At 52.4% G+C, this 11970-nt stretch carries 14 protein-coding genes and 1 other annotated feature; all 14 genes read right to left on the bottom strand.

Annotated features, from left to right (window positions below; all coding sequences use genetic code 11):
• Positions 1-99: 99 nt before the first annotated feature.
• The 14 genes from AC2JF8_RS07230 to AC2JF8_RS07295 all read right to left on the bottom strand — a co-directional run bounded on the left by AC2JF8_RS07230 (position 100) and on the right by AC2JF8_RS07295 (position 11969).
• Positions 100-666, bottom strand: a complete 567-nt coding sequence (locus AC2JF8_RS07230) for a DUF177 domain-containing protein (protein ID WP_500762371.1) — start codon at positions 664-666, stop codon at positions 100-102.
• Position 667: 1 nt separating this feature from the next.
• Positions 668-1822: a nucleotidyltransferase gene (locus AC2JF8_RS07235; protein WP_500762373.1), complete on the bottom strand. Its 1155-nt coding sequence runs from the start codon at positions 1820-1822 to the stop codon at positions 668-670.
• Between the two features lie 6 nt (positions 1823-1828).
• Positions 1829-2176 (bottom strand): ribosome silencing factor, encoded by a 348-nt coding sequence (gene rsfS / locus AC2JF8_RS07240; RefSeq protein ID WP_500762375.1) that lies wholly within the window; start codon positions 2174-2176, stop codon positions 1829-1831.
• Complete coding sequence (gene yqeK / locus AC2JF8_RS07245) at positions 2173-2781, bottom strand: bis(5'-nucleosyl)-tetraphosphatase (symmetrical) YqeK (protein ID WP_500762377.1); 609 nt, start codon at positions 2779-2781, stop codon at positions 2173-2175. The genes rsfS and yqeK overlap by 4 nt, the downstream gene beginning before the upstream one ends.
• On the bottom strand, positions 2774-3418 hold the full coding sequence (locus AC2JF8_RS07250; protein WP_500729040.1) for a nicotinate-nucleotide adenylyltransferase: 645 nt from the start codon (positions 3416-3418) through the stop codon (positions 2774-2776). The genes yqeK and AC2JF8_RS07250 overlap by 8 nt, the downstream gene beginning before the upstream one ends.
• An 11-nt stretch (positions 3419-3429) precedes the next feature.
• Positions 3430-4545, bottom strand: coding sequence for a ribosome biogenesis GTPase YqeH (gene yqeH, locus AC2JF8_RS07255; RefSeq protein WP_500762379.1), 1116 nt, complete (start codon positions 4543-4545; stop codon positions 3430-3432).
• A complete protein-coding gene (locus AC2JF8_RS07260) occupies positions 4538-5062 on the bottom strand; it encodes a YqeG family HAD IIIA-type phosphatase (RefSeq protein WP_500729042.1) in 525 nt (174 codons plus the stop codon). The genes yqeH and AC2JF8_RS07260 overlap by 8 nt, the downstream gene beginning before the upstream one ends.
• A 104-nt stretch (positions 5063-5166) precedes the next feature.
• Positions 5167-5523 (bottom strand): 50S ribosomal protein L20, encoded by a 357-nt coding sequence (gene rplT / locus AC2JF8_RS07265; RefSeq protein ID WP_500729043.1) that lies wholly within the window; start codon positions 5521-5523, stop codon positions 5167-5169.
• Positions 5524-5559: 36 nt separating this feature from the next.
• Positions 5560-5760, bottom strand: a complete 201-nt coding sequence (rpmI, locus tag AC2JF8_RS07270) for a 50S ribosomal protein L35 (protein WP_500729044.1) — start codon at positions 5758-5760, stop codon at positions 5560-5562.
• A gap of 21 nt (positions 5761-5781) precedes the next feature.
• Positions 5782-6294, bottom strand: a complete 513-nt coding sequence (infC, locus tag AC2JF8_RS07275; RefSeq protein ID WP_500762381.1) for a translation initiation factor IF-3 — start codon at positions 6292-6294, stop codon at positions 5782-5784.
• 38 nt (positions 6295-6332) lie between these two features.
• Positions 6333-6445 (bottom strand) — a sequence feature (ribosomal protein L20 leader region).
• A 115-nt stretch (positions 6446-6560) separates the two neighbouring features.
• The gene (locus tag AC2JF8_RS07280) at positions 6561-7376 is read right to left on the bottom strand and encodes a transporter substrate-binding domain-containing protein (RefSeq protein WP_500762383.1); all 816 of its coding nucleotides are present in this window, start codon (positions 7374-7376) and stop codon (positions 6561-6563) included.
• A 127-nt stretch (positions 7377-7503) separates the two neighbouring features.
• A complete protein-coding gene (gene thrS / locus AC2JF8_RS07285; protein WP_500762385.1) occupies positions 7504-9435 on the bottom strand; it encodes a threonine--tRNA ligase in 1932 nt (643 codons plus the stop codon).
• Positions 9436-9713: 278 nt separating this feature from the next.
• On the bottom strand, positions 9714-10613 hold the full coding sequence (dnaI, locus tag AC2JF8_RS07290) for a primosomal protein DnaI (RefSeq protein ID WP_500729048.1): 900 nt from the start codon (positions 10611-10613) through the stop codon (positions 9714-9716).
• Between the two features lie 9 nt (positions 10614-10622).
• Positions 10623-11969: a DnaD domain protein gene (locus AC2JF8_RS07295; protein WP_500762387.1), complete on the bottom strand. Its 1347-nt coding sequence runs from the start codon at positions 11967-11969 to the stop codon at positions 10623-10625.
• Position 11970 lies beyond the last annotated feature (1 nt).

Here is an 11970-nt window from a genome sequence, read left to right on the forward strand (position 1 = left end):
ATAATAAATTTACTTTAGACTCTCATTATAATTAAAGCATACTTTAAAAGTGCTTTTAAAACAAGATTAAAAGTCAATTCCGCAATAATAACGCGCAGCCTACTTCTTTTGTGAACCGTCATCGCCGCTTGGCGTGTCAAACAGCTCCTTGAGCTTGGCAAAGGCGGGGTTGACCTGGTTCTTTTTGCCTTCTGCAAATTCGCTCTCCGAAACGACGGACCAGCCGGTGCCCCGTGGATATATGCCCTGCTGTTCCTCTTTTTGAGTCAGAACCGTGGTGGGAATATGCAGAAGGATGTTGTCCTCAACCGCCGTCTGCAGGTCGATCAGGTCGTTTGCAGCCTGCACGACGGGAACCGCGCTGTCATCGGCCTCCCTGGTTGGAATCGCTTCGTCGGTATAGTTTTCGCTAAAGTGAAAATCTTCCCTGAGGGCAACCGGCTTCAGGCTGCGGCTTGAGGGCACAACCAGGTCCGCCTCAACGTGAAAGTCGCCCGTAACGTACGGTTCGTTATAAAAGGCCGCTCCCGTCACGTGGATGCTTTTAACCTCATAAATCAGCTTCTGGCTGCGCTGCAAGAACGCCGGCCTAATCTCAGCCATGCAGTCAATGCTCGTTAGGGGCGCGGTGCTGTTTTTTACCTGTGCAAAATTAATCGTTAACATTTTAAACCTCCCAGGGACGCCGGCCAAAATTCTGATCAACCTGCACTATCTGCTCAAACAGGCGGTCAACCCGCAGCTGCAGGTGCATCGAACCGGTCCGCGTATTTTTTTGATCAACTTTGGAAACAATGTCAGCGCCCGTACTCTTCCTGATGCGCTTCAGGTACTTGCGGCCCAGATTGCTGTAGCCCAGCAGCAGCATGGCTTCGTGGTCGAAGCTGCGCAGCATGTCATCCTGCGTGACGTTCAGCAACGTGTACAAACTGAGCCGGCGCAAGCGTGAATAGGTGTAGCGCTTGGACTTCACACGGCGCAAAAACTCCGTGAAGCTTTGGGCCAGGTGAATCTCCTGCTTCATCTTGTACTCAAGTCCCTCGTTCATCTGGTAAATTCGCCGCAGTTCAGTGACGGACGAGGATTCGATCCGGTACTTCAAGAAGGGAAACAAAATGTTCCAGTTGGGGTAGGCCTTCTGCTTGTAAAGCCGCTGCACCTCTTCCTTGGGCATCCACTGCTCCAGTTCGCAGTTCAGCTTGCTGTGCAGGATAATATTGCGGATTGCGCTTGCACTCTGAACCGTGCCGTTATTCTGCAAGAGGTCATCGTGACCGGCACCGACCCGGTTGACCGGGTACAATTCAAGGGGGCTGCCCAGGTTGTGGTTGGCCACGGCGTAGGCCAAGGCAAGAATTGAGTTGGGTGCGCTCACCTCGTGTCCCACCTCCCGGGCAACCATCTGGTTGTACTGGGTCGAGTAAGTCTGGCTGTAGTCGTTGAAGTCCATGTGGCTCTGCGGAATCTCCGCGATTTTGCTGCCGAGGTATGCAAAGTTCTGCGTTGCATCCTCAACGCCAAAGACAAGGGCGCTCACGCCCAATTTGGCCAGCTGGTCAATACTGCCGAGGGCGAAGAGGTCCGCGGGTTCAACGGACGTGGAAAAAGGCAATTCAAAGACGAGGTCGGCCCCGCTATCAAGCGCGGCCCGGGCACGCGCCCATTTGTCCATTATTGCCATTTCGCCGCGTTGGACGTAATTGCCGGACATCACAACCACGATTGGATCCGTGCCGCCCGTCAGGTAGCGCGCCTTATTCATTAAAAATTCGTGTCCGCTATGAAAGGGATTGTACTCAGCGATGATTCCAACTACACTCATTACGCGTTAATCTTCCTCAACCGCTAATTTTTTACCGCTAGTCCACAATTTTTCGACGTTGTAAAAGTCGCGCGCGTCTTCCGTGAACACGTTGACCACCACGTCGCCCAGGTCGAGCAGCAGCCAGTTGGACTCGCTTGTCCCCTCCACGCGGTAATCATAAAAGTCGGCCTTGTGCGCTTCATCAATGATTGCATTGGCAATTGCGTGCAGCTGCCTGCTTGAGCCCGCGCTGGTGACGACGTAGTAGTCCGCCAGGATGCTAAGGCCCTGCATGTCATAAGCTGCAGTCTCCTCACCGTGGCGGTCGCTAATTGCCTTTAACGTGAATTCTAAGATTTCTTTACTAGTCATTTTTCTCCTTTTGCCTTAATGCTCCACACGTTGTATGAATCAAGCGTGCGGGGATAAATTTTGTCTCTGTTAGTGATTAAAAAGGCGAGCGTATGCGCCAGCTGGTACCCGACGCCCTCGTCCAGGCTTAGACGGGTTACCCGGCGCGCCTCCTCAGCGCCGGGAAAATCCCGGCCGGGCTCGATGTAGTCCGCCATGAAAACGATCTTGTCCAGCGTCGTCATCACCGTGTCGCCGGTCGTGTGCCGGCTGACGGCCGTCAGGATCTCCTCGTCGGTGATTTTGAGGTCACGCCTGATGAAGTAGGTGCCGACGATGCCGTGCCAGATGGAAGGCCCCCACTCAAGCAGGCCCAAGTCAAAACCCTGGGTCTTAATCGCCGCGCGGTACTCTGCAGCCGGAACCTGCTTGGCATAGTCGTGCACGAAGCCGGCCAGGGCCGCCTTGTCCTCATCGTAGCCGTTCAGGCGGGCCAGCTCGCGGGCCGTCTGGCTGACCCGCACGCAGTGGCCAAAGCGCCCCTCATCCATATTGCTCTTCTCGCGGGCAATCAATTCGCTGCTGGTGAGCGGCGAGTATGTCTTTTTAAAAAACAAATCAGTCATGATACAGCCCCTTTTTCTGAATGTAATTGCGTACGGCGTCCGGCACCAGGTAGCGGATCGAGCCCCCCATTGCGATTGCCTGCCGGATCGAAGTCGAGCTCACGTCGATGGCCGGCACGTCGACCCAGATCATCGGCAGCTGTGCCTTCTGCGGGTAACCGGCGCGCTGCACGCCAACCAGTGTCGCGATCCGGGCCAGCTTGTTGGGCTCCTTCCACTTGCTCAGGGAATTGACCTGGTCGCTGCCCATAATCAGGTAATAGTGGTTCTGCGGCTGCGTCTCATGCAGGTAGCGCAGCGTGTCGATGGTATAGGAAACGCCGCCACGGTAGAGCTCAAACAATTTTACCTGAAAGCGCGGGTTATCCTGGGTTGCCAGTTCCAGCATGTTGGCCCGATCCTGGGCCGAAACCGTCGGTGCATCCTTGAGCGGCGGGATATTGGTCGGTATGAACCAGATCTCATCCAGGTGCAGCTTGCTCAAAACCTGCTCGGCCACCACTAAGTGGCCGATGTGAATCGGATTGAACGTTCCGCCCAAAATACCGATCTGCTTGCCCTTTTCGGGCTCTTTTTCAATTTCTTCCTTTATTTCCACCGTCGGACTCTGGGCAAAATTCTTCGCTAACGCAATCATAATCTTCCCCCCTAAATTAAAGCTCGTCTAATTCCTAAACCAATTTTACCAGGAGTATAAACTTTTACTAAGCAATCCGCCGGCACGGTAATAAATCCAATGCCGCCGAACAGCAGGTCGCTCTTGCTGCTTGTCCGCATCTTTTGGCCCTGCAAGGGCGGCAGACTGTCCGCACTTGTGGGCGGTGCGAGCAAGTCGCCAACGTGTTTGCTATAGAACTCATCCGCCTTTTCCGTCTTCGTCCTGTGCACGTATAGGCCACGCGCGGCGTAGACCGTAAAGCTGACCTGATCGCCCTGGAGGTAGTCTACCCGGCCCAGACCCGCCAAAAAGAGGGTATTGCCCGGTCTTAGCTGGTAAGTCGCCGGCTTAAGCGGCTTCTGCGGGGAAACCACCGCCAGCTCCGCCGCATCTAAACGGGTAGCGAGCTGGTTGGCCGTCATGATTCCCGGCGTGTCAACCAGGTAGTGGCCGTTTGCCAGCGGAATCTCGATCTTGTCCAGGGTCGTCCCCGGAAAGCGCGACGTCGTAATCAGGTTCTTGACGTCACCCATCCGGTCAATAATTGCGTTGAGCAGCGTCGACTTGCCCACATTAGTCGTACCCACGAAGTAAACGTCCTGCTTCTGCGACCCGCTGTCCAGATATGAAATCAGCTGGTCCAAATTTTTCTTGTTCTTAGCGCTGACCAAGAAAATTTTCTTGGGAAAAAGCCCGACGCGGTTTGCCTCCTGCCGCATCCAGTCCTTAATCTTGCTCTGACGCGAGTTTTGCGGAAACAGGTCAAATTTGTTGCCGACCAGAATGAAGTCATTATCGCCGATGAAGCGCTTGAGCGCGGACAATAGCGAATTGGTGAAGTCAAACAGGTCAACCACGTTGACCACCAGCGCCCGCTTGGACGCCAGCGAGTTGAGCAAGCGCAAGAAGTCATCGTTGCTCGCGTCGACCGGCATGATTTCATTATAGTGACGCAAGCGGAAGCAGCGCTGGCAGTACACGTCACTGTCGCCGGTCACGTTTTCAGCGGCCACTTTTAGCCGTGCTGCTGGCAGGTAGCCGGCCGCAGCCGGATCGTCCGACTGCAAGACGGCGCCACAGCCGATACAAATAATTTCATCATCCATTTTTTAGTGTCTCCTTAAAAGTTACCCTGTGTGAAAGCGCCAATAGGCCAAAAATAATTTTTTCCAAAAAGCGGTTGATGCGCGTGTTCCACTTGTCGGTTTCAACCAGGGGCTTAACCAGTACCGACTCAACGCCGGCCAAGTTGCCCGCCTGAATGTCAGTAATCAGTTGGTCCCCGACCATCATTACCTGCTTCTTGGCGAAGCCCATTTCACGCCGCTTGCGAGTAATTGCAAACGGCAGGGGCTTCTTGGCCTTGGCCACGAAGGCAATCTGGTACGGGCTTAAGACCTTGCCAATACGGTGGGCGTTATTGTTGGAAATGACCACTAATTTGATTCCAGCACGTGCCAGGCGCTGGTTGAGCTGGTCCATTTCCGTGGCCGTCTCAAACTTGTTCCAGGCAAGCAGCGTATTGTCCAAATCAGCAAAAACCGCCCGAATATCCAGCTGGTGAAGCACATCTGTGTCTAAGTGATAGATTGTATCAATTGTATAACGTGGCCTGAATAACATGCAATTTCCCCTTTATTATCATTTCCCTAGTTTAATATATCAAATTAGACGCTTCAAGTGCTAAATTTCACCATAAAAAAACGGCGCCATGAGCGCCATTTAAATTAGTTTAAAGCTTTCTTAGCAGTTGCGGTCAACTGTGCAAAGGTTTCTGCATCGTTATAAGCAATGTCAGCCAGCATCTTGCGGTTGATGTCAACCCCGGCTAATTTTAAGCCGTGCATCAACTTCGAGTATGAAATGTCATTCTGCCTTGCTGCAGCGTTGATCCGGGCAATCCATAACTTTCTAAAGTCGCTCTTGCGACGTCTGCGGTCACGGAAGGCATACCGGTAAGAAACAAACAATTGCGTGCTTGCAGCCTTAAACTGCAGGTGCTTTGACCCGCGGTAGCCTTTGGCAAGCTTCATAACCTTCTTACGACGTTTACGTGTTACTGTTCCACCCTTAACTCTTGGCATTTAAAATTCCTCCTAAATATCGTCTTTAATTTGTGATTAACGCATCTGAGAGAGCATCTGTTTAATGCGCTTCAAGTCGCTGCGTGAAACCAGTGCAGCCTTCCTCAAATGACGACGTTGTTTCTTGGTTTTGCCGTGGAAACGGTGACCAGTAAAAGCGTGGTGACGCTTCAATGAACCAGAAGCAGTTCTTTTAAAACGCTTAGCGGAAGCGCGGTGAGTTTTCATTTTAGGCATTTTCTAATTCCTCCAAATTAACTATTTATTTTTATCACTCTTCGGAGCGAGCATCAAGAACATTGAGCGGCCTTCCATCTTCGGCTTGCTAATTACGGTAGCAATATCCGCAGTGGCCTCGGCCATCTTTTCCAGCACTTCACGCCCTAATTCCTTGTGAGTAATGGCACGACCCCTAAACCTAATCGAGACGCGCACCTTGGCACCCTCTTTGGTCAGAAACTTCTGGGCGTGCTTCAGTTTGGTGTTAAAATCGTTGCCTTCGATCGTAGGGCTCAGGCGAATCTCCTTGACGTTGACCGTCTTGGACTTCTTCCGGGACTCTTTGACCTTTTTTTGCTGCTCAAAGCGGAACTTGCCGTAGTCCATGATGCGGGCAACCGGTGGCTTGGCATTAGGCGAAATCAAAACTAAATCTAAATTTGCGCTGCTTGCTTGGCGCATGGCCTCAGTCTTGGTTACGACTCCGACTTGTTTACCATCTTCATTAATTAAACGAACTTCGCGCGCGCGAATCTGGTCGTTTAAAATCATATTCTTTGGTATAATTCTTCACCTCCATGGTAAGAACGAGGACAAGAAAAAGGCGGGTAAAAGTTACCCGCCCTTTAATCAACAGAAAATATCGATTAGCCCAGAGGTCAACTTAACGTAGGCGAGAAGCGGGAAGCTTCTTCTTGTTCTCAACTAAAGCAATTATACACGCACTAGGCGCCGCGGTCAATAAGTTAGCGCAGAAAATATCGTTTACACACTTCTGCAAGTTGTTGCCGCTGCCTTTAGAAAGCACTCTTCCTGTATCATTTGCAGTACATTTTATGATAATCAAAGCCCGGAACCTTGCCGAACCACTTTTTAATTAGGCGGTTATACTCGCCGCTACGCTTGATCTTGCCAATCGCGCGGTTGATGGCCCGAAGAAAACGGGTCTGATTGTGGTTAACCGCAATCCCGTAAGGTTCGTGTGTAAAGGTGCCGCCGCGCACCAGCAGGCCGGGGTTCTGAACGGCTAGACCATAAAGCACGCTGTTGTCGCTCGTCAAAGCATCCCCCTGGCCCGATTTTAGGGCCGAAACAGCCTGGCCGTAATCCTGCATCGTCACCACTTTGGCCCGGGGCGCAACCTCTTTAATCAGCGCGACCGAGTTATCGCCAACAATGCCGATAACGGTTTTGTTGGCCAAATCCCGGTAGCTCCTTATCTTGGAACCCCGTACAACTAAGAGCGACTGCCCCGCCTGAAAGTACGGCTGGGAGAAGGAAACTATTTTTGCGCGTTCAGGCGTGATCGTCATCGTCGCAATAACGGCATCGACGTTGCCGTTTTTGAGCAGCGGAATCCTGGACTGCGCGGTGACCAGGGTTAATTTGGCCTTGCCCCGTGGCCCCAAAGTCTTTTTGGTGACCGCCCTGGCCATGTCAACGTCGAAGCCCTTTTCCACGTTGTCTTTGGTGTCAATCAGGCTGAACAGCTTCTTATCGCCTTCAACGGCCCAGGTGATTGTTTTGGTTTCCTGCACGTTCCTCATAACCGACTGGTCGGCAGCACTTTTTTGGCAACCAGCCAGAAGAACGGTCCCAAACAAGGTGGCAACAAGCAAATATCTGTTCTTCATAGTGGTTTCCTCGCTCGCGCAATTGAGCTGCGCTTAATTTTGCATCCAATAATATTTAAAAATGTGCAGCTTTTTGTTGCTGCCGAGGTCGCTTAGCCGTTACGGGCGCGATTTTGCAGAGGGCAAACTAATTCTTGCGTGAATACGACTTAACGTCCTGAGCAATCTCCGTGATGAACTCGCTCAGGCTCTTGGCCACCTCTTCGTCCGTGCCGTAGCGCCGGACGTTGACGCTGTTGGCCTTCATCTCATTGTCACCCAAGACCAGCGTGTAAGGGATCTTTTGCGTCTGCGTTTCACGAATCTTATAGCCCAGTTTTTCATTGCGCAAGTCCGCCTTGGCCCTGAAGCCCTGCTTATTAAGCTCGTCGCGCACCTGCTTGGCATAGTCAGAGTGGGCGTCCAGGTTAACCGGAATAACCTCAACCTGAATAGGTGCAAGCCAGGTTGGAAAAGCACCCTTGTAGATTTCAATCAAGTAGGCAATGAACCGCTCCATAGTGCCGACAATTCCGCGGTGAATCATCACCGGACGGTGGTCCTCACCATCCTGACCGACGTAGGTCAAGTCGAATTGTTCTGGAAGCATAAAGTCAAGCTGAATAGTAGACATCGTTTCGTCTGCACCGAGGGCCGTCTTGGTCTGGATATCAAGCTTCGGACCATAGAAGGCGGCTTCGCCTTCAGCCTCAACGTAGTCAAGGCCCATGTCATCCATGGCCTTCTTCAGCATTGACTGGCTTTGCTCCCACATCTCGTCATTGGCAAAGTATTTTTCCGTGTTCTTCGGGTCACGGTAGGAAAGCCTGAAGTAGTAATCAGTAATATCAAAGTCTTCATAGACGTCCATGATTAGTTTCAGCGTCTTAGCAAATTCACTCTGCACTTGGTCCAAGGTTACGAATGTATGCCCGTCATTTAGCGTCATCTCGCGGACACGTTGAAGACCTGATAGGGCACCCGACTTTTCGTAGCGGTGCATCATGCCCAATTCTGCAATCCGAATAGGCAGTTCACGGTAAGAGCGAATGTGGTGCTTGTATATCTGAATATGGGAAGGGCAGTTCATCGGGCGCAGCTCCAGCATCTCGCCATCACCCATGTCCATTGGCGGAAACATGTCATCACGGTAGTGGGCCCAGTGGCCTGACGTCTTGTAGGCATCAAGGTTCATTAGGACCGGTGTGTTGACGTGCTCGTAGCCCGCAGCAATCTCCTTGTCGATGATGTAACGTTCAACCACCCGGCGAATAGTTGCACCCTTGGGCAGCCAGTAAGGAAGACCGGCACCGACCTTAGGGTCAACGAAGAAGAGGTCGAGGTCGCGGCCGATTGTCCGGTGATCGCGCTCCTTAATCTCGGCCCTCCGCTTCAGGTCGGCGTCCAGGTCAGCTTTCTTGAAGAAGGCCGTTCCGGAAATACGCTGGAGCATCGGGTTGGAAGACTGCCCCTGCCAGTATGCACCGGCAACGGACAGCAGCGTGAACTGCTTGATCTTGCCCGTGTTCGGCAAAAGCGCCTTAAAGCCAAAGTCAACGAAGTCGCCCAGCCTGTAAGCCTGAACCTGGTCGCCCTCTTCTTTTAACAATTCAAGCTTGAACGGATCGTCCCGGAATATTTCTGCCAGTTCAGACTTTGGCATTATGACTGCTTCAATCTTTTCGCCGGCTTTAATTTCTTTTTTAACGGCCTTTTCCAGTTCTGGCAACTCGCCCACGCCAATCTGGTTCTCCTTATCAGTGTCAACGAAGAAGCCATCGTCCCCGGCCTCGTGTTCACCGAAGTGCAGCTCTGGATACGTCTTCTTGGCTACCGCTTCAAAGACGAAGGCTGTAGTGGCCCGCAGAACGGCCAGCCCGTCCTCATCCTTGTCGGTAACAATAGCAACGCGTGCATCATGATCAACAACGAAGTCAACCGCATGCAATTCCCCGTCAACGCGACCGGCAAGTGCTGCTTTACCTAGTGATGTTGAAATACCGTGTGCAATATCAGCGATAGTGATTGCCTCGTCAAAGTTGCGCTTGGCGCCATCCGGCAGAATAACTGAAAAGCTCATATTTACTTACCTCCAAATAAAAAAGTCCCAGTGCAATATGCACTGGGACGTTATTAGCGTGGTTCCACCCAAAATTAGGCTAGATGGCTCTAGCCTACCTCGTTACGAATCGATAGTGGAATTCACCCTGGTTTAAGACTTTCTTAGTGGATGAGTGGGGTGCGCCTGCGGTAAGAAACTTCCAGCAATCTTGTTCCTCTCTCTGAAATGCAGCGCATCATGTTCATTCATTGAAGATAATTATACCTAAAGAAAACGTGAATGCAAGTCCTTTTTAACTAATGGCGCCGGTTGGGTCCGGAAACGGTCACCTCCGTGGCCAGCGCGCGCACCCTTTCCATGAGCCGGGCCGCCTTCACGGGGTCAATTGCATTCTTGGTCTCCTTGAAGTGCTCCTCTAAGTCAGCCATCGCCAGGTTGGACGAAAAGAAGGTGGGCAGGACATTATCCATGCGTCCCTGCAGGATCACGGCCAGAACCTCGTCACGTGACCATTGGCTCAGGTTCTCAGCGCCAATATCATCCAGAATCAAGACGTCGCAGCTTGCGATGCGCTGAATCTCGTCCGGCAGTGAATTGTCGCCGAAGTGACTGGACAAACCGGCAATGAAGGTAGGCACGTGTAGGAAAACGACGCGCCTGCCCAGGGCCGCAGCCTGGTTGGCCAAACCCGCCAGCATGTAGGTCTTGCCCACACCAAAATTGCCGTACAAGTACAGGCCCTTCTGGTGAATGTTTTTGGCATAACCCGCCAAAAATTGCTGAATCTGCGCCAACGCATCGATCCGGCCGTTAGAGGTCTCCAGCTTGCTCAAATTAACGTCATGCAGGCTCTTGGGCAGGTTGATCAACTGCACATTTTGCTTAACCATGAGCTCGTGGTCCCGTGCAAGCTTGCTGGCATCGGGCACATACTGCAGGTCGATTGCATTGCCGTTCAGAATCAGCTGGGGCCGGTATCCCGCGGTCACCGGGTCCTGTCTGTGCTGCTGCGAATAAAACTCGTAGAGGCTCGACATACTTTTGTCAATCATTTCCGGGGTAATCTTGTCCCTGTGCTCATCAATAAACTGGCGCACCTTGGGCGCAGCCAGAACCTGCTGGCGGAGCGCATCCTGGTTGCCACTAGCGGCTGCACCCGCAGCATTTTTTTTCATATAATCACCAATCGATTGCATAATATCCACCTAATTCAAGCCGGTCTGATCCTCAAGTTTCTTGAAAAACTTCTTCAAGTCATCCGCTGAAACATCCGTCCTGTCCTTTGCCTTGTGTTTATTCCAGTCGGTACCCTTTTCAACCCGCTTTTTATTCGGGTAACGCTGGTACTGTCCCTTATTCTGCTCCCTTTTCATCATGTACTCAATGGCCTGCGCACCGCTTTTGACCCCGTGCTGCAGCCAGTCGTGCAGGATCTTGTTGGCCAACCTGTACGACACATTGGGGCCACTCTTGAGGCAGGCGTAAGTCAAGATGTTGAGCAGCTCCGCCGGGATGCCCTTTTGGTTATAGAGGTCATCGAGCACCCGGTATTCGCTGGCGTCAACGTAGTCATGTCGCTCGGTCTTCAGCTTATACAAAAACTGACTGGGCGACTCGTTCTGTGCCAGGTGCAAGACCTTCTGGTCCCGCGGGCTAAAGGTGCTATTTTGTTTTGCATCGGAACCGCCCTGCGTGTCTTGCATAATCTGCCTGCGCGTGCTGTCTGCATGGATAGTGTTGGCGATGGTCTCTTTGATCAGGGTCATGTTCAGCTGGTAGTCGCCGTGCAAACACGGCAGCGCCTCGTCGACAAAGTCCTGCTCGGTCAGGCCATAGGTCCGCATTACGGCCCGGATTGCATCCCGGTTCTGGTCAACCTCGCTGCCGGCAATCTGGTATATTTCAAACTGCTGCTTCATGAAGTCCCAGTCGATGCTGTCATCGGCATTAACGCTGGCTTTGCGGGGACTAGACGGCTGATTTTCCCGTGCGGCCTGCTTGACGTCCGGCGATGGGTCGATTGCTTCTTCCTCAGGCAGACGGAACACTTCCATAAAGGAAGCAGAAACATTTTCAGCTTCGTTCAAGCCGTTAACCTGGTGCTCATTCTTCTTGCCTTCACGGGCAAAGTCGCGGCTCAATTTTTGAAAGGCACTGACGCCGACCTTTTCCTTCAGCAGGCTGGCCAAAAGAGCGGTCGCAAAGAACTCGCTGCTGCTGGGAACAATGGTCAGGCGAAAGGCAAGCACCTTCCCCATGACCTTGTTGTCAAGGACGCGGGTTTCAACCAGCCCAACGGCCTCAAGCCTGCGCAGCGCTCCAAACAGCTTCTTGATATCGCAATCCAGCTGTTCCTGCAGGGCATAAATCCCCCTGGCCTCCGACAGCATCTCGTCGTGGTCGTAGTCCTCGTTCAGAGTAAGATAGAGGGCAAGCGCCAGTGCACCAACGAGGGGCTGGTACAGCCTAACCAGCGTACGCACGTCGCGGGCGGAAAGGTCTACGCGATTGGTAATAAAAAAGGGCTGCTTGGGATTGGGTTGCTTGACCATG

The organism is Lactobacillus sp. CA30L (assembly GCF_059900845.1).

Coding starts and splice junctions, on each gene's coding strand:
- AC2JF8_RS07230 (WP_500762371.1), bottom strand. CDS start 666: ATGTTAACGATTAATTTTGCACAGGTAAAAAACAGCACCGCGCCCCTA.
- AC2JF8_RS07235 (WP_500762373.1), bottom strand. CDS start 1,822: ATGAGTGTAGTTGGAATCATCGCTGAGTACAATCCCTTTCATAGCGGA.
- rsfS (WP_500762375.1), bottom strand. CDS start 2,176: ATGACTAGTAAAGAAATCTTAGAATTCACGTTAAAGGCAATTAGCGAC.
- yqeK (WP_500762377.1), bottom strand. CDS start 2,781: ATGACTGATTTGTTTTTTAAAAAGACATACTCGCCGCTCACCAGCAGC.
- AC2JF8_RS07250 (WP_500729040.1), bottom strand. CDS start 3,418: ATGATTGCGTTAGCGAAGAATTTTGCCCAGAGTCCGACGGTGGAAATA.
- yqeH (WP_500762379.1), bottom strand. CDS start 4,545: ATGGATGATGAAATTATTTGTATCGGCTGTGGCGCCGTCTTGCAGTCG.
- AC2JF8_RS07260 (WP_500729042.1), bottom strand. CDS start 5,062: ATGTTATTCAGGCCACGTTATACAATTGATACAATCTATCACTTAGAC.
- rplT (WP_500729043.1), bottom strand. CDS start 5,523: ATGCCAAGAGTTAAGGGTGGAACAGTAACACGTAAACGTCGTAAGAAG.
- rpmI (WP_500729044.1), bottom strand. CDS start 5,760: ATGCCTAAAATGAAAACTCACCGCGCTTCCGCTAAGCGTTTTAAAAGA.
- infC (WP_500762381.1), bottom strand. CDS start 6,294: ATGATTTTAAACGACCAGATTCGCGCGCGCGAAGTTCGTTTAATTAAT.
- AC2JF8_RS07280 (WP_500762383.1), bottom strand. CDS start 7,376: ATGAAGAACAGATATTTGCTTGTTGCCACCTTGTTTGGGACCGTTCTT.
- thrS (WP_500762385.1), bottom strand. CDS start 9,435: ATGAGCTTTTCAGTTATTCTGCCGGATGGCGCCAAGCGCAACTTTGAC.
- dnaI (WP_500729048.1), bottom strand. CDS start 10,613: ATGCAATCGATTGGTGATTATATGAAAAAAAATGCTGCGGGTGCAGCC.
- AC2JF8_RS07295 (WP_500762387.1), bottom strand. CDS start 11,969: ATGGTCAAGCAACCCAATCCCAAGCAGCCCTTTTTTATTACCAATCGC.